The organism is Tropicimonas sp. S265A (assembly GCF_049800835.1).
In the GTDB taxonomy this organism is placed as follows: domain Bacteria; phylum Pseudomonadota; class Alphaproteobacteria; order Rhodobacterales; family Rhodobacteraceae; genus Dinoroseobacter.
The window spans coordinates 1-16,294 of the sequence record NZ_JBNAFU010000010.1; the positions used below are offsets into that span (position 1 = coordinate 1).

Annotated in this window: 19 protein-coding genes and 1 pseudogene; 12 read left to right on the forward strand and 8 right to left on the reverse strand. The window is 59.4% G+C overall.

Annotation, left to right across the window (positions count from 1 at the left end):
- Positions 1-225 (reverse strand): annotated as a pseudogene (locus tag ACP15N_RS17975) (TVP38/TMEM64 family protein); the annotation flags it as partial.
- 3 nt (positions 226-228) lie between these two features.
- On the reverse strand, positions 229-615 hold the full coding sequence (locus ACP15N_RS17980; protein WP_425093738.1) for a DUF6010 family protein: 387 nt from the start codon (positions 613-615) through the stop codon (positions 229-231).
- A gap of 245 nt (positions 616-860) precedes the next feature.
- Between ACP15N_RS17980 and ACP15N_RS17985 the strand changes: the two genes are divergently transcribed.
- From ACP15N_RS17985 to ACP15N_RS18030, 10 genes are all read left to right on the forward strand, one after another.
- Positions 861-1,589: a response regulator gene (locus ACP15N_RS17985; RefSeq protein WP_424968447.1), complete on the forward strand. Its 729-nt coding sequence runs from the start codon at positions 861-863 to the stop codon at positions 1,587-1,589.
- Positions 1,589-3,040, forward strand: coding sequence for an ATP-binding protein (locus ACP15N_RS17990; RefSeq protein ID WP_425093739.1), 1,452 nt, complete (start codon positions 1,589-1,591; stop codon positions 3,038-3,040). Before ACP15N_RS17985 ends, ACP15N_RS17990 begins: the two co-directional genes overlap by 1 nt.
- Positions 3,041-3,161: 121 nt before the next feature.
- Entirely contained in the window at positions 3,162-3,731 is a 570-nt protein-coding gene (locus tag ACP15N_RS17995; RefSeq protein WP_424968450.1) for a L,D-transpeptidase, read from the forward strand.
- Between the two features lie 125 nt (positions 3,732-3,856).
- Positions 3,857-4,171: a c-type cytochrome gene (locus ACP15N_RS18000; protein WP_424968465.1), complete on the forward strand. Its 315-nt coding sequence runs from the start codon at positions 3,857-3,859 to the stop codon at positions 4,169-4,171.
- 29 nt (positions 4,172-4,200) lie between these two features.
- Positions 4,201-4,542: a copper resistance CopC family protein gene (locus tag ACP15N_RS18005; protein ID WP_424968451.1), complete on the forward strand. Its 342-nt coding sequence runs from the start codon at positions 4,201-4,203 to the stop codon at positions 4,540-4,542.
- Positions 4,543-4,545: 3 nt separating this feature from the next.
- Entirely contained in the window at positions 4,546-5,412 is an 867-nt protein-coding gene (locus tag ACP15N_RS18010; protein ID WP_424968453.1) for a copper resistance D family protein, read from the forward strand.
- On the forward strand, positions 5,409-6,794 hold the full coding sequence (locus ACP15N_RS18015) for a multicopper oxidase family protein (RefSeq protein ID WP_424968454.1): 1,386 nt from the start codon (positions 5,409-5,411) through the stop codon (positions 6,792-6,794). The genes ACP15N_RS18010 and ACP15N_RS18015 overlap by 4 nt, the downstream gene beginning before the upstream one ends.
- Positions 6,791-7,267 carry a c-type cytochrome gene (locus tag ACP15N_RS18020; RefSeq protein WP_424968455.1) on the forward strand — a complete coding sequence of 159 codons (477 nt, stop codon included), beginning with the start codon at positions 6,791-6,793 and terminating at the stop codon, positions 7,265-7,267. The genes ACP15N_RS18015 and ACP15N_RS18020 overlap by 4 nt, the downstream gene beginning before the upstream one ends.
- A 10-nt stretch (positions 7,268-7,277) precedes the next feature.
- Entirely contained in the window at positions 7,278-8,006 is a 729-nt protein-coding gene (locus ACP15N_RS18025) for a DsbA family protein (protein WP_424968456.1), read from the forward strand.
- Positions 8,007-8,060: 54 nt separating this feature from the next.
- Positions 8,061-8,729, forward strand: a complete 669-nt coding sequence (locus tag ACP15N_RS18030; RefSeq protein WP_425093740.1) for a L,D-transpeptidase — start codon at positions 8,061-8,063, stop codon at positions 8,727-8,729.
- Between the two features lie 34 nt (positions 8,730-8,763).
- Here ACP15N_RS18030 and ACP15N_RS18035 read toward each other — a convergent pair whose 3' ends face one another.
- The 3 genes from ACP15N_RS18035 to ACP15N_RS18045 are packed head-to-tail and all read right to left on the reverse strand — an operon-like array spanning position 8,764 to position 9,599.
- The gene (locus tag ACP15N_RS18035) at positions 8,764-9,033 is read right to left on the reverse strand and encodes a hypothetical protein (RefSeq protein ID WP_424968458.1); all 270 of its coding nucleotides are present in this window, start codon (positions 9,031-9,033) and stop codon (positions 8,764-8,766) included.
- Between the two features lie 8 nt (positions 9,034-9,041).
- Positions 9,042-9,254, reverse strand: a complete 213-nt coding sequence (locus ACP15N_RS18040) for a heavy-metal-associated domain-containing protein (RefSeq protein ID WP_424968459.1) — start codon at positions 9,252-9,254, stop codon at positions 9,042-9,044.
- Positions 9,255-9,305: 51 nt separating this feature from the next.
- On the reverse strand, positions 9,306-9,599 hold the full coding sequence (locus tag ACP15N_RS18045; protein WP_424968460.1) for a DUF2933 domain-containing protein: 294 nt from the start codon (positions 9,597-9,599) through the stop codon (positions 9,306-9,308).
- A gap of 206 nt (positions 9,600-9,805) precedes the next feature.
- Between ACP15N_RS18045 and ACP15N_RS18050 the strand changes: the two genes are divergently transcribed.
- Both ACP15N_RS18050 and cueR read left to right on the forward strand, forming a co-directional pair.
- Positions 9,806-12,316, forward strand: a complete 2,511-nt coding sequence (locus tag ACP15N_RS18050) for a heavy metal translocating P-type ATPase (protein WP_425093741.1) — start codon at positions 9,806-9,808, stop codon at positions 12,314-12,316.
- Between the two features lie 12 nt (positions 12,317-12,328).
- Positions 12,329-12,730 (forward strand): Cu(I)-responsive transcriptional regulator, encoded by a 402-nt coding sequence (gene cueR, locus ACP15N_RS18055; protein ID WP_424968462.1) that lies wholly within the window; start codon positions 12,329-12,331, stop codon positions 12,728-12,730.
- An 82-nt stretch (positions 12,731-12,812) separates the two neighbouring features.
- Here cueR and ACP15N_RS18060 read toward each other — a convergent pair whose 3' ends face one another.
- From ACP15N_RS18060 to ACP15N_RS18070, 3 genes are read right to left on the reverse strand one after another with little or no spacing between them, the layout of a single operon-like run.
- Positions 12,813-14,939: a protein-disulfide reductase DsbD family protein gene (locus tag ACP15N_RS18060; RefSeq protein ID WP_424968463.1), complete on the reverse strand. Its 2,127-nt coding sequence runs from the start codon at positions 14,937-14,939 to the stop codon at positions 12,813-12,815.
- A 4-nt stretch (positions 14,940-14,943) separates the two neighbouring features.
- Positions 14,944-15,399 (reverse strand): rhodanese-like domain-containing protein, encoded by a 456-nt coding sequence (locus ACP15N_RS18065; protein WP_425093742.1) that lies wholly within the window; start codon positions 15,397-15,399, stop codon positions 14,944-14,946.
- Between the two features lie 59 nt (positions 15,400-15,458).
- Complete coding sequence (locus ACP15N_RS18070; RefSeq protein ID WP_425093744.1) at positions 15,459-16,214, reverse strand: DsbA family protein; 756 nt, start codon at positions 16,212-16,214, stop codon at positions 15,459-15,461.
- Positions 16,215-16,294: the final 80 nt, after the last annotated feature.

The following is a 16,294-nucleotide window of genomic DNA, read 5'->3' on the forward strand; positions in this document are numbered from 1 at the left end:
GGCGGCCCCAGCCGCGAGCGCGATCGGCGCCGAGGGCAGGGGGCTGGCCACGATTGCCAACGTCATAAGCGCCACGACCAGAACCGGGCCAAGAAAACCAGCAGCATCGATCCAGCGCCGCAGGTCATCGCGCTCCGGCAGATCGATGTCGAGGCCCACCAGGTTCGGACGCGCCAAAACGAGGAGCACCAGCCCCAGAAGGACGAGAACAACGACACGCACCATGGCCTACCTTGTATAAAGCAGCACAAGAAAGGCTGCCGCCATTAGATCAAAGACGACGCAAAACGGGATGTACCAGCGTGGGACCCGGGCAAGGCGGACCGCATTGTGATGGGCAAGATCCCACAGCGCATGGAGCGCGAGACCCAGAGGCAAGGCTGCCCAATGCCAAAGGAGACCCGCTACGGCCGCCGCCCCAAAGACGAGAGCAACCGCCAGCTCAGACCAGAACACGGAGCGACGGCCATCGGCGGCACCGAACCCGATATAGGCCCCGCCGATCAGGGCCAGTGTGACCGCTGCCAAGGCAAGCGAGTCTGCCTGTTCCAGGAGGAGGTGGGCGGGCATTGTGACCACAAAAAGCGCAAATCCGATCCAAGCGGGTGCCGCCATGGTCCGATGCGCTGAGTGGGAGGGATGTTGCCCCGATATGTCTGGTCTTACGCCGGTCATGACGCGTCAGATGGGGCTTCCAGCAGCTGGAGGGTCAAGACATGTCAGGTCTATTGATACATATTGCGACAAACGAAGTGCGGGTCTTTCCCGAAAGAACAATCTATTCTGCGTGTTATGGAGATTGATCTATGGAACAGACGGCCGAACGGCCAGACGGGCCGATTTGCGGAGACTGATCGCTGATGGCGTCATCGGCGCATATCCTGGTCGTCGATGATCATGCAGAGATCCGGCACTCGGTGACGCGCTACCTGGAGAAAAATGGGCTGCGCGCGACGGGAGCCAAAAGCGCGGGTGAGATGGATGAACGATTGGGCGAGGGCAAATTCGATCTGATCGTACTCGATATCATGATGCCGGGAGAAGACGGGCTCGCGGCCTGCGCACGGTTGCGCCGAGAGCAGCAGCATACCCCGATCCTCATGCTGACGGCGCTCGGCGACGATGACGCTCGGATCAAAGGGCTCGACACCGGCGCAGATGACTATCTGGCCAAGCCCTTCAATCCGCGCGAGCTTCTGGCCCGGATCAATGCGATCCTGCGTCGCGCGGGAGACGGATACGCGCCCCATGGCGGAACATTTGCAGGCAAGCGAGCCGTGTTTGCCGGGATCACTTTTGATCACGACGCCAGTCATGTCATTTGCCCCGATGGCACGGTCAATGCACTGACCACAGCGGAAGCCAAGCTGCTGACGGTCTTGCTGGAGCGTCCTCGGGCGGTGATCGGTCGGGATGAACTTCTGGAGTTGAGCGCCGGCCGTGTCGCCGGACCATTTGATCGTACCATCGACAATCAGGTTTCGCGCCTGCGCCGGAAAATCGAACCCGATGTGCTTCGCCCTCGGATCATATCGACGGTCCGCAATGGCGGGTATTGTCTGAGCTGTGATGTGGAGATCGAGGCCTGATGCAGATGGGGTTCCGCTCACAGATCGCCTTTTTGGTGGTGGTGGTCCTCTTCGTTGCGCAGGTCGTGGGGCTCTGGCTTTTCGTCGATGAACGGTCGCTTGCCGTGCAAGCGGCCATCGGCAGCGAGGCAGCCGGACGCGCGGCAAACGTCGCCCGTCTGATCGAGGAGGCACCGCCGACGTTGCATGAGGATATCGTAGCGGCGGCAAACTCGCCCCTTGTACGCTTCGATCTCGGCGACACCCCTGCTGTGACGCACTCCCATCATGATGAGAACGGAGCGATCGAAGCGCGCATTCGAGCGCTTTTGAACGATGGCTACACCCGCGATATCCGGGTCGAAGTGCACGAGATTGAACAGGGGCTGTTGCCGTTGCCGAACCTTTCGCCGGAAATGGCGGAAATGCATGCCGAGATGATGCAGGGAACTCTGGCGGCGCTCGAGATGGAGGTCTCAATCGCCATAGCCGGGGGCCAATGGTTGAACGTCGCCACCCGGTTCGAGCGGCCGCCGATACAATGGTCCTGGGCTTCCACGCTGTCTTTTGTGCTGACGGCTGCCGTGTTGCTGCTGGCGATCTTCTGGTTTCTGCTCACGCGCCTGACGCGGCCCCTGAATGATCTCGCCGCTGCCGCCGAGGAATTCGGGCGTGGTGGCGGGCAGGGCCCCCTCACGCCGGTTGGCCCAAATGAAGTGCGGAACCTGACAACGGCTTTCAATGACATGCAAACGCGCTTGGCCCGCTTTGTAACGGACAGGACGCAGATGCTGGCCGCCCTGGCCCACGACTTGAGATCGCCACTCACCGCGCTCAGGGTTCATGCCGAGATGGTGGAGGATGCGGAGACCAAGACCGGCATCACGGCCTCTCTCGACGAGATGCAGGATATGGTTGAGGCCACACTGGCCTATGCACGCGGTGTGGGTCAGGACGAAGCCCTGCAGCCAATTGAGATTGGCACGTTTCTGATCGACATTCGGGACGCGACCCACACTGCGTTGGACGTACGCCGAGGACCCGAGGCAATGGTGCAGATCAAGCCCAAGGCGCTGCGCCGTGCCTTGCGCAATCTCATCGACAATGCGGGGCGATACGGGTGCAACCCGACGCTATCCTGGCGCATTTCTGACGGCAGCGTCGAGATTTTGGTCGAAGACGATGGACCCGGGATCCCTGACGACCGCTTAGGCGATGTGTTTCAGCCCTTCCTGCGCCTTGAGGGATCGCGCTCCCTAGAAACCGGTGGCCATGGGCTGGGCCTTTCAATCGCTCGCAGCATCGTTCTGCAACACGGCGGCACGATCACTCTGTCGAACCGCGCGGAGGGTGGGCTCTGTGCAAAGATTGTATTGCCCGTGACTGCGGATCAAGCCGCGTTGACATCCTCGTACGAGCATCCCGAGACGCGGGCCGAAACCGGATTTTCGGCCCCGATCAAAAAGGCCTAGGCTCGCCGTCCAACCGGTGGGTTGATACATAACCTTACAAAATTCTGGCTCTCCCTGCGTTTCGCCGCTTGCTGATCTTCGATAGAAAACAAGGCGTTCGACATGGAGACGAGGCAGAGCCATGCAGGCAAGAAATCGACCCTTTCGGTCACGTCGTCAGCTGATCGGCGGCATCGGTGCGACGCTCCTGTTCGCGCCTTCGGTGCTGCGCGCCGAAACACGCGCACCGGTACGGCGTAACGCTTCAAGCTTCAGAACCCACGATTGGCAAGACCACTTCGATCGTCTGGGCAAAGGCATCATTATTGCGGATACCAATTCCCGGGCGCTTCAGCAGTGGACCGCTGATGGTGAAATGTTTCTCTATCCGACATCTGTTCCAATGACGGATGAGCTGACGCGGCGAGGCTATACTGAGATCGTCTTCAAAGATCCCGAGCCGGATTGGACGCCCACGCCATCTATGCGCGAACGCGATCCATCCTTGCCAGCCTACATGCCGCCGGGTCCGGACAATCCGCTCGGGGTGCGGTCGCTGCACCTGACATGGCAATACTATCGCATTCACGGAACACACGATACGCGCAAAATTGGTCGTCGTTCCTCCAGCGGCTGCATCGGCCTCTACAACGAACATATCATTGAGGTTTACAATCGGACACCGGTCGGAACGCAGGTCAAGTTGATCTGATGGGGCGTTACGTGATCATTTCCATCGCCCTTGCGGTGGTTCTTGCCATTGGCTTCTGGTGGACAGGACCAACCGATAATGACGTGGCAACGAGCGAGGATGACGCGTCTCGCACCTACAGTCCCATGGTCGACGTCATTCTACCGCAAACGCTGTCCGCGAATGCGGAGATCGGCAAATTGGCCTACGAGGCGAAATGTGCGGCCTGCCACGGCACAAATGCCGCCGGGCAGGACGGTGTGGCGCCTCCTCTGGTGCACAAGATCTACGAACCCAGCCACCATGGGGATGCCGCCTTCCTTCTGGCGGCCAAGAATGGTGTTCGTGCGCATCATTGGCGCTTTGGAAACATGCCGCCGGTCGAAGGTGTCACGGATGGTGATGTGAAGATGATCGTGGCCTATGTGCGTGAGTTGCAACGTGCAAATGGTATAAACTAACCCGAATAACCGACGAAGGACGATCCGTGATGTACAGAGTCGTACTGACAATTTTTTTGGCGCTGACCAGCGCGCAAGCACTCGCCCACTCGGAAAAGGAAAGCATGACGCCTGCAAACGGGGCCATTCTTGACGCCGTACCCGAGACGATTGGATTGCGCTTCAACGATGGGATGCGACTGACGAAAGTCGAAATGACCCATGCAGAGGCGCACACCGAGGCTCTCGACCTCGGCAATCAATCCGGCTTTGTCAAAGAGTTCACACTTCCTCTGACGCCAATGGGGTCGGGCATGTATCAAATCGAATGGCGCGGACTTGGTGTTGATGGACACCCCATGAACGGTGTCTTCTCATTTGAAGTGAAGTGAGTGGTGCCGGATATCTGGGGTCAGGCTGCGATTGCCACAAAGTTTTTGCTCTATCTCGGCATCCTCACGAGTGCCGGGCTGATACTGAGTCGCCAAGTCTTTCACGAGCAGTTGGCTGGGCTCGACCGTTTCTTGCGTGCCTGGGCCGTCTTCTTTGCTCTTCTGGCGGCTGCGATGTCATTGCTCGGTTTTGCCGTGCGGGGCGCAGTGCTCATGGATGAGGCTTCGGGCATGACGGATCTGACGATCCTTGCGTTGCTCTGGGAAACCCCGCCCGGAGACGCTTTGCTGTTGCGGCTTCTGGGCTTGGGGGCTCTCCTGACCGGCGTGGTAATCGGGGGGCGGTGGCTCTGGGTGGCGCTCTTGGGCAGTTTCTTGGCAATCTGGAGTTTTTGCGAGATCGGTCATGTCGCCAGCGAAGATCGTCTGTGGTTTCAGACCGTCTTGTTCGGTCATCTGATCGTTGCCGCCTTCTGGATCGGCGTCCTTCTTCCGCTCCAAAAGCTTTCGGGGTCTGCGGACACATTGCGAGTTGCTGCCGTGCTTGGACATCGCTTTGGCCAGGTCGCATCTGTTGCGGTCCCGCTGCTGCTGCTTGCTGGCGTGGTGATGACGTGGCGACTGGTGGGATCGTTTTCCGCGCTCCTCGGCACTGGCTATGGTTTGACACTTCTGGCAAAGATTGCCGTCGTGACGCTGCTTCTGGCCCTTGCCGCCATCAACAAAACACGGCTTGTGCCCGCTTTGCAGAGCGGTGATCCCAAAGCTGGGCCGCACCTTGCAAGATCGATTTCTCTCGAATGGGTTTGTATCGGTGTCATCTTGCTTGCCACGGCTGTTTTCACCTCAATCCTAACGGTGCCATCATGAAACTTTCAAAACGCGACTTCCTTCGCATGAGTGCTGCCGGTTTGGTGTGCATGCCGAATTCACTGCTCGCGCAGACAGACATGCGCGCGGTGACAGCCCGGATCGCAGATATACAGCTTTTGCCTGATGACTACGGAAAAACACAGATCTGGGGGTTCGATGGTATCGCGCCGGGCCCTGAAATCCGGGTTACGCAAGGCGCGCGGGTACAGAGACGTATTGTCAATGAGTTACCCGATCCGACATCGACCCATTGGCACGGGATCCGCATCGACAATGCGATGGATGGGGTGGCGGGTCTGACGCAGGACGCCATTCGCCCCGGGGACAGCTTTGACTATGATTTCGTTGTCCCCGACGCGGGCACTTATTGGTATCACGCGCACAACCGCTCGTTCGAGCAGGTCGCACGTGGTCTTCAGGGTGCGCTGATCGTCGAAGAGCCGGAGCCGATCGATATCGACCATGAAGAGGTCCTGATCCTCGACGATTGGCGCATCGATCCAGAGACTGCCCAGATCGCGGATACTTTTGGTGCGATGCATGACCTTAGCCATGCCGGGCGCCTTGGAAACTACATAACAACGAACGGCGTCTACAATCTCGCGAAGCATGTGAAACGGCATGAGCGACTGCGCCTGCGGCTGATCAATGCATCGAACGCCCGGATTTTCCAACTCGCGCTGGAGGGGCTCGAAGGCTGGATTGTGGCCATGGACGGGATGCCGCTGGCCACACCGCAACCTGTGGAAGGCCCATTCCTGCTCTCGTCGGCACAACGGGTGGACCTGATCGTCGACGTGACCGCAGAGGTAGGTAGCGCGGGCCATATCGTGCAATTGAGCCGTGATGAAAGCTTTTCTCAAGTGGCCTTCGAGGTGACAGGCGACGGTACAAGCGCGCGGCGCGGAACGCCTCAACCCCTGCCGCCGAATGCCCATGCCATGCCCGATTTGGGATCGGCAAGGGACATCGCATTGCTGATGGAAGGGGGGGCCATGGGCGGCATGCGCGGTGCCATGATGGGTGGTCGGATGTCTTCGATGCGCGACATGATGGAGACAGGAAACTTCTGGGCCTTCAATGGCGCGGTGGGTGGCATGGATGTTCCAGCACTGGCGGAGTTGTCGCGTGGCGAAACCGTTCGGCTGAAGATCACCAATGACACATCGTTTCCGCATGCCATGCATCTTCATGGCATGCATTTTCACGAGATCGCACCCGATGGCAGCCTCGGCGCGCTGCGCGACACAACGCTGCTCGACCGGGGCGAAATGCGCGACATCGCCTTTGTGGCAGATAACCCCGGCAAATGGCTGCTGCATTGCCATATGCTGTCGCACGCGGCATCCGGTATGATGACATGGGTCAATGTGGCATGAAGGGTCTGGCGGCCATCCTCGGCATTGGTGTCCTGGCAGCACTTGGAGCGGCGGCCTATGTCTGGACCGGGTCTGCCGATGATGTCCAAAGCGGCGTGATGCCGGAGAGCGTCGATCTTGTCGCCGGCAAGGCGCTCTATGCTGAGACATGTGCCGCGTGCCATGGGGTCAATCTGGAAGGTCAGGAGAACTGGCGGAGTCCGGGCGAGGACGGCCGGCTACCCGCACCACCGCATGATGAAACGGGTCACACCTGGCATCACAGCGACCAGGTTCTGTTCGACTACACAAAGCTTGGCGGTCGAGAGGTGATGGCCGCTCAGGGCATGGAGTTCGACAGCGGCATGCCCGGTTTCGGCGACCAACTTTCCGACCAGGAAATCTGGAATGTCCTCGGGTACATCAAGTCGACCTGGCCCGAGGAAATACAGGATATGCAGTACGCGCGCACCCATGGTGTGCCGGTGAACTAGGAGAACTCTCATGAAGATCGCAATGGCAATGCCACTGGTCGCCCTTCTGCTTGCACCACTGACGTCTCATGCCGACGCGCTCAGCGAAGACCGGGTTAAGGAATTGGTTCTGGAGGCCATCCGGGAAAACCCAGAGATTGTCCTCGAGGCGGTTCAGATCATTGAACGGCGTGAACAGGAGCGGCAGGCGGCCGCAGCAGCGAGCGTCCTCTCCGAAAATCGCGATCTTCTCGAGAGCGACCCAAACGCACCGGTTCTCGGAAATCCCGAGGGCGACGTCACAGTTGTGGAGTTCTTCGACTACAACTGTCCCTATTGTCGCCGGGTGAAGCCGCATATCGAAGCGCTGTTGGACGAAGACCCCAACGTCAAGCTGGTCTATCGTGAGTGGCCGATCCTCGGAGACGGCTCCGTTTTTGCCGCGCGCGCCGCATTGGCCGCGCGAGAGCAGGGCAAATACGAAGAGTTTCACTGGGCACTGATGGGCATGCAGGGCCGAGCCGAGGAAGCGTCCGTCATCCAGGTTGCGCAGGAAATTGGTTTGGATGTCGCGCAGCTGCGACGGGACATGCAGGCGCCTGAGATCGATGCCCATATCGCGGCGTCAATGGAGATGAGCCGCGCGCTCGGCTTCAATGGCACACCATCCTTTGTGATCGGAGACGCACTGGTTCCGGGGGTCATCGAGGCCGATCAGATGATCCGTCTTGCGCAGGAAGCGCGCGCCGCAGGTCAATAGTTTCCCGAAATTTGGCGAACGGACACAGTCAAAACGAGTGGACGAGGTACTTATATGGTCAAACTGACGCGTCGGCATTTTGTGGCAGGGTCTGCAATGCTCTTTTCGGCACCGCTCGCCACGCCGATATCGGCAGCGCCCACGTCGCCGCGCGCAATGTGGGATGTCTGGGATGCGCAAGTCACGCCTCCGAGTTATGACCCCTCGACTTCCAATCCGTGGGGGATTCATCCGCGGTTCCTTCCTGTTCGGGTGGAGGCAAACGCGGGCCTCGTGCCGGGTGACATTCATGTCGATGCCGTTGCGCGCTACTTGTACCATATCGAGCCGAACGGAAGCACGGCGATGCGTTATGGCGTGGCCATCGCAAGCGGGACATTGTACGAGCCGGGTGTCTACACGATCCGGCGAAAAGCCAAGTGGCCCACTTGGCGTCCAACGGACGACATGATCGAACGCGACCCGGATCTTTATGCACAGCATGCGGAGGGGATGGACGCGGGGCCAACCAACCCATTGGGATCCCGTGCGCTTTATCTCTATGTGGGCAACCGGGACACTTATCTGCGTATTCATGGATCGCCTGAGCCGCGTTCGATCGGAGGTCGGGCGAGTTCGGGTTGCGTGCGCATGATCATGGCACATATCAACGATCTCTATCCCAACGTGGAAACGGGCAAAACCGCTCACCTGTATCCGCCTGAAGATGCGATCGGGGGCTAATGGAGCATCTTGATGTTGCTCAAAGCGTCTTGACCTAGTTCACCGCTTGGCAGATTGGATTGCCTTGTGGCGTTCTGAGCGGCAACCAGGTCGCTTCAACTGGGCCGTTGTGAAGATACCAAAAACAATTGTCATTCGGATCAAGCCGAACCTTGTTGAGGTTTTGATATGGCGCAGCGAGACCCACGAGTGGTTCAGGTAATTCGATGAAGGCACCGTCCGCATCGACCACGGGTGTTGTGGAACATCCGGTCAACAGAAACGCCCAGAAGATCAGGCCCGATGCCTTCAAGATCGTGTTCATCCGGCTCTTCAATCCTCCGGACCTTCTCCCAGAGAGGTCGCAGGATAGCCGGCTTCCGCAAGAACATTAAGCAGGGCAGCCGAGGAGACTGTCGAGTCGATCTCTGTCGTGTGTGCAGCCAAATCCGTCTGGATGGTTGCTGACGGGTCTGCGGCTTTGACCGCTTTTTCGATAGCAGCAACGCAATGGCCACAGCTCATTTCTGGGACGTGAAATTTCATGGTGTATCCTCTTCTCACTCGTAGGAACTAAGGGTTCCAGTGGGTGGAAGGTCAAGCATCCGTCGATGTTGGAACAGGGGCTTTTGAGGGCACGGGTGCGTTGCTATCCGATGACTTGCTGCCTCCATGACAGGACTTCCCCATGAAGAAGAACATCACGCCATGTGCGCCGAGGCAAAGGGCGATTGGGGCCAAAACGCCCAAACTATCCTGCAAGCCAGAAAACGAGCCGCCTCGGGCAAAGAAAACAAGCAGCGGAAGCAGCATCACCGCGCAGCACACCAACATGCCGACGTGCATCATCTTTGAATTCTGCGGCTGCTTTTCTTGATCTGACATATTCATCGAACGTACTCCTACCTCGGGGGTAGCGCACCAATCGCTCGTGCGACAAGCTTACAAATCGATACATTTCAATCGGAAACAGGGGGTTAGCGAGACTGTAGGTTGATGCTGTGCCGGTTGAAAAAGAAATCTCCGATAAACCCCTTGAGCTTCCAGTGACTGGAAGCCCTATATCTGCCTCGAGTACGCAATCGAGGTAACAAGCCATGACCGACATCAGTCAAACAACGCTCAGCATCGAAGGCATGACTTGTGCATCCTGCGTGGGGCGTGTTGAAAAGGCTCTGGCGGGGCTCGACGGGGTTTCTGATGTTGCCGTAAACCTCGCATCCGAAACGGCGCGCCTTTCGCTGGATGATCCGTCTCGGCTTACCGACGCCACGCAGACGCTTGCCTCCTTGGGGTATCCCGCGCGGACATCCAAGGTCACCTTGAACATTGCGTCCATGTCCTGCGCATCCTGCGTCGGACGGGTGGACAAGGCACTGGCGGACGTGCCCGGAGTGCTTTCCGTCAGCGTGAACCTAGCGGCAGAAACGGCGACGGTCGAGTATCTCGAGGGCGCGGTGTCCTTGGGCGACTTGAAGGCCGCATCGGCGGCGATTGGTTATCCCGCCGACATTGCAGAGGCGCAGGCGAGCCAGTCTCGCGTCGCACGCAAGGCAGAAGAAGCCGACGGACTGCGTCGCAGCGTTCTTTTGGCGGCAATTCTAACGCTCCCGGTCTTCATCCTAGAAATGGGCTCCCACCTTATTCCGGCATTTCATCACTTGGTGATGACGACGATTGGTTTTCAAACGTCTTGGATCATCCAGTTTGTCCTCGCAACACTCGTCCTCTTTGGACCGGGACGCCATTTCTACGCAAAGGGGTATCCCGCGCTTTTCAAAGGCGCGCCTGACATGAACAGCCTCGTCGCCGTCGGTACCGGCGCGGCCTGGGGATATTCGGTGGTCGCAACCTTTCTTCCCGGACTTTTGCCTGAGGGTGTGCGCGCGGTCTATTTCGAGGCCGCTGCGGTCATCGTCGTCCTTATTCTGATTGGCCGATGGCTCGAAGCACGCGCCAAGGGCCGCACCGGCGCAGCGATTCAGGCTTTGCTGGGCCTGCAGGTCCGCACCGCGCGCGTCATTCGGGGCGGTGAAACGGCGGAGGTCGATGTCGACGCACTCGCCGTCGGCGATGTGATCCTTGTCCGACCGGGTGAGCGGATCCCCGTGGATGGCGAGGTGACCGAGGGGTCGAGTAATGTCGATGAGAGCATGATTACCGGAGAGCCCGTGCCGGTGCAGAAAACCGCTGGTGCCGCTGTCACAGGCGGGACCGTCAACGGCACCGGGAGCCTGACATTCAAGGCCGCTCGGGTCGGTTCGGATACCACACTCGCGCAGATCATCCGCATGGTCGAAGAGGCTCAAGGTGCCAAGCTGCCTATCCAGGGACTAGTGGACCGCGTGACCCTGTGGTTCGTGCCTGCCGTCATGGTGCTCGCGGCACTCACGGTCGTGATCTGGTTGCTTGTCGGGCCGGACCCGGCTTTGACCTTCGCGTTGGTCGCCGGCGTCTCGGTTCTGATCATCGCCTGTCCCTGCGCCATGGGCTTGGCCACACCCACGTCGATCATGGTGGGCACCGGGCGCGCCGCAGAGATGGGAGTCTTGTTTCGCAAGGGGGATGCGCTCCAGGCCTTGTCCGAAGTCGATGTCATCGCACTCGACAAGACGGGGACTGTCACCGAAGGCCAGCCGTCGCTGACCGATCTGGTCACCGCCGACGGTTTTGACCGAGACAAAGTGCTGAGCCTGATCGCCGCTGTTGAGGCCCAGTCTGAGCATCCCATCGCCGAAGCCATTGTCCGCGGCGCGCGGGCCGAAGGGATCGCCGCTCCGAATGCCACGGGCTTCCGCTCGATCACCGGTTACGGTGTCGCCGCGACCGTCGAAGGTCAGGAGGTGATGGTAGGCGCGGACCGTTATATGTCCCGCGAAGGGATTGAAATCGCCGCCTTGGTCGAAACGGAAGCCGAGCTGGCAGGGCGGGGCCGGACAGCGCTTTATGCGGCTATCGACGGCAAACTGGCCGCAGTGATCGCCGTGGCGGATCCCGTAAAACCCGCCAGCCAGGAGGCCATCGCAGCTCTGCACACGCGCGGTTTCAAGGTTGCGATGATCACCGGAGACAAACGCGAGACCGCGGAGGCCATCGCTCGCGAGACCGGAATCGACCATGTCATCGCGGGAGTCCTGCCAGATGGCAAGGTCGCAGCCCTCGACGATCTGCGTGCAGGAGACCGAAAGATCGCTTTCGTGGGCGACGGCATCAATGATGCGCCGGCTCTGGCCCATGCGGATGTCGGCATCGCCATCGGCACCGGAACCGATGTCGCTATCGAATCCGCCGATGTGGTCTTGATGTCAGGCGATCTGCGCGGCGTGGTGAATGCGGTCGAGGTTTCCAGGCGCACCATGTCAAACATTCGCCAGAACCTCGTCTGGGCCTTTGGCTACAATGTCGCGCTCATCCCGGTCGCCGCCGGCGTTCTCTATCCGGCCTTTGGTTTGCTTCTTTCCCCGGTCTTTGCGGCGGGTGCGATGGCCCTGTCATCAGTATCGGTTCTGACAAACGCGCTGCGTCTACGCCGCATCGCACCGGCCTTGCGTGAAGACAGAGACACCGCCGCACCACGGATCACTGCACTGACCCAACCGGCAGAATAGGAGGATCGCACTATGAACATTGGAGAAGTTGCAGAGCGGTCCGGCATCCCGCCCAAAACCATCCGCTATTATGAGGATATCGGCCTGGTCAGGCCGCAGCGCAGCGGCAACGGATACCGCGCGTTCCGCGAGACCGATCTGCACAAGCTTGCATTCCTGGGTCGCGCGCGCGCGCTCGGTTTCTCGATTGAGGATTGCCGCAATCTCTTGAGCCTCTACGAGGATGAAACGCGGGAAAGCGCCCAGGTGAAGACCATCGCTGAAGAGCACCTGGGCGCAATCGACGACAAGATCGCGCAGCTTCAGGAAATGCGCGAGACCCTGTCCCATCTCGTCGAGGCCTGTCACGGAGACCACCGACCGGATTGCCCGATCTTGAAGGATCTCTCTGGTGAGTTGAAGAACCTCCCCTGAAAACGCATCTGATTTAGAAAACCTTCAGCGTTGGACTTGTGATTTTGAGATAACCAAAGGAATTCCAGCGTAAGAAATGGTGTTATTCAGACGCGAGACTGCGCACAGAAGCAGTGTCGAGTGCATTGAGCACCAGCTGTGGCGTCAGTATCTCCGGGAGAGCAATGCCGGAAGGCGCCCCTGGCCCGAAGACGATATTGAACGGAATGCCGTAGCGGTCATACCGCTCGAGAAACCGCGCGATGCTGTCATCCGGGCGGGTCCAATCCGCTTGCATTGCAATCACGGAACCGCCGCGCAACCGCGCACGCACTGGATCCCTGTTGAGCACGAGAGACTTGTTGGCTTTACAGGTCAGGCACCAATCTGCAGTCACATCGACGAAGACGGTCTGCCCTTCGGAGACGTGCCGAGCGATGCCGAGGGGATCGAAATCCTGCCAATGGGACATTGCATCGACCGACACAGTCATGCGGACAGGCGACGAGATGAGACCCGACCCGAAAACTGCCAGAAGAACACAACCACTAAGAACCGCACGCCGTACCCACTGGTTTGCGCGTGGGATTGATGCAGCGACGATGAACACCGCTGTGAGTACCGAGACAAAGGCAGCTGCCCGTCCACCTGCCACGCCGACAAGAACGAACAAGAGCCATGCGGCTGTTGCCAGCAACAGACCGCCAAGAAGGATCCTGACCAGAAGCATCCATCGCCCGGGCCGGGGCAGTCGTGTGACCAACTCGGGACGTGCGGCAATGACGAGGTAGGGGAGGGCCAGTCCAAGACCGAGCGCCGTGAAAACCACTATCACGTCCATTGGTGTGCCCGCGAGCGCAAAGGTGATCGCGGTGCCGAGGAACGGGGCGGAACACGGTGTAGCGAGGATGGCCGCAAGCAGTCCGGTGCCAAAGTCTGAGACATACCCGGATCGGGCACCGCTGGCACCCAGGCGGTCTTGAAGGGCCGCGGGCAGGGTTATCTCGAATGCACCGAAGAGATTGGCGGCAAAGACGGCGATGACCATGAACATCAGCGTCACGAAGACCGGATTCTGGAACTGTATACCCCAGCCGACGGACACTCCGATCCATTGAAGAAATAGTAAGGTAACCGCAAGCGCCCAGACAAATGTCAGTACCCCCAAAGCTGAAAACAGGAACCCGTTGCGCGTCATCTGCCGGGTTTGACCGGTTGCCTTCAAAACAGATGTGAGCTTGATCGATAGAACGGGTAACACGCAGGGCATGACATTCAGGATCAGACCCCCGAGAAAGGCGATGGCGGCGACCGCCACGACCTTCAGCAGACTCGTTCGAGGGTTCGCGCTTGAAAACGGTGGGGCAGGGGGATTTGAGGTAAGCGTGATCGGCGCCGTGATTGCACGTGCGGTGTCTGTGATCGTCACCGAAGGCTCTGTGTGCTTTTCGGTCCAGGCGTTGATCGGTATTTGTGCCCAGAGTTCCGTCCTATCGCGATCCAATCGGATATCTGGTTTGCCAAAGGTCACAAGGGGCCCGAATTCCGGGAACACGTCGACTTTACCGAACGGCGTATCGCTCGTTGCCACAACGACAAGAGCAGAGGCGCGGGCATCGAGCGCCGTGGCCGATATCCTGATGTCGCTGTTCTCGAGTGCCGCGGGAACACGTTCGGCATAGGTGGCAATCTGGCCTGCCGAGTTTGTGTCGATTCCGGTACCTTGAGGCAGGGCGAGTGAAAGATCGAAGTCATGGGGCACACAGACAGTCGAACATGTCAGCAAGGACACACGGGCACGCAGTTTCAGAGGGTGCCCGGCGTCTTCAAGTCTCGCGCGGATCGGCAAGACAACCTGACCCGAATAGCCAAAGTTCTCGATTCCGAAGGCCTCGAAACGTTCCGGCGCGGGCCAGAGCAGCTCCGCAGATTTCAGATTGGTCGAACCAGTCCAGTCGATCTCCGGCGCTAGGCCAACCTCACCGGGCGTGCGCCAGTATCCTTTCCAACCCTCGCCGTACTCCAAAGCCAATCCAAGTGAAACCGAGGCGGCATCTGGCGCAATCCCGTCTTCGGCCGAGATCAGACGCGCGGTTACGGCGGGGTTTGAAAAGCCCTCGGATTCGGCAGCCTTGGCGGCATCGGATAGGAAAAGGCCGACGCAACCAAGAAGGAGGAGCAGAGGCCAAACTCCGAAGCGAAAGACGCGGACCGTCATTTTGATGAGCATGCGATCAACGCAAAGTGTCAGGCAGGCTTGCCAACGCCGCCTCCATATCCATCACGGGCAATCCGCGTGCGATCCAGCCTGGCCCCTTCGGTGATCCCAGCATCCCTTCTGAGACATCGATGAAGCCCGTGTATCCAGCTTGCTTCAAGGCGCTCAAAAGGTGGCCACTGCGCCCTCCGGTGGCGCAGATCAGAGCAATGGGTTTCTCGCCTGAGAAATCGCGTGCGGCGAACAAGCGGTGCTCGAATCCCGGTTCATGCATGCTGATCGGCCATGCATCTTTTGCGACGCCCGTTTCTATCCACTCAGGCCGCGATCGCACATCGATCAGGGAAACCCTGTTCTGCGCCAATGCGTCGGCAGTCTCGGCAGCCGACCAGATCGTGCGGGTCGCGGCCGCGACGAACTGCGGGGCCACGACCCACGACGAGCCAAGCAGGAAGAAACACCGCCTATCCATATTGTCTCCACAGTCGATGGACGACAAACGCCAAGACATCTTGGGGCGAGCCTTCCAGCCTATGCAGCCGTGCAGACATCTCGCCAACCCTCTTCGCGCTCCAGCGCGATGATTTCCCGAACCATATTGTCGCTGATCTGACCTTGGACGACGGTCCGGCCGATCACGAGGGCCGGCGTGCCGACAAAGGCGAACACGCGTGCAAGAGCCGCGCTGTCCTCCAATTCGCGCGCGATCGCAGCACTCTGCATGTCGGCAACCAATTTCTCGCTATCGACGCCAAGATCAGTGGCGAGGCGCGAGAGATATTCTGGCGTTGCCTGGAAAGGGGATTTCATCAGCCGTTCATGAAAGGCGACATAGGCATTTTGCCGTTTCGCTGCCAAAGCCGCTTTAGCCGCGAGATTCGACGTATCGCCGAGGAGCGGCAACTCGTGCCAGGCCACTGTAATTCTGTCCGGCATCTCGCTCGTCATGTCGGCCAACCGTTTGGTCTGCACCCGGCAAAAGGGGCAATAGTAATCCGAGAACGACGCCATCGGGACCTGGGTAGGCGTAGGACTCAGACCACCGTACAGGGCCGAACAAATATTCTCGGAAACACGCTGCAAAGCTGCTGCTTTCTGCGCTGCCACCTCGGTGCTGTCCGCCGTGCCAAGGCCTACAAACGGATCGAAGCCGCCTGACGTCTCACCCGCAACATACTTTCGAAATCCAGCTGGACTATCGAGCGCCTGCAGCTCCAGTTTTTCCGGAAGCAGCGACGGAACTGTGCGCAGGGCCGCGTACCCTGCGATGACCGCCCCGATCGTCAAAAGTGTTGACCGTTTTTTTGAATCCATCGGAAGTCTGATCTCACCGTGTCCCCCCTAAACGTCGTAGTGTGAAGTCTTGG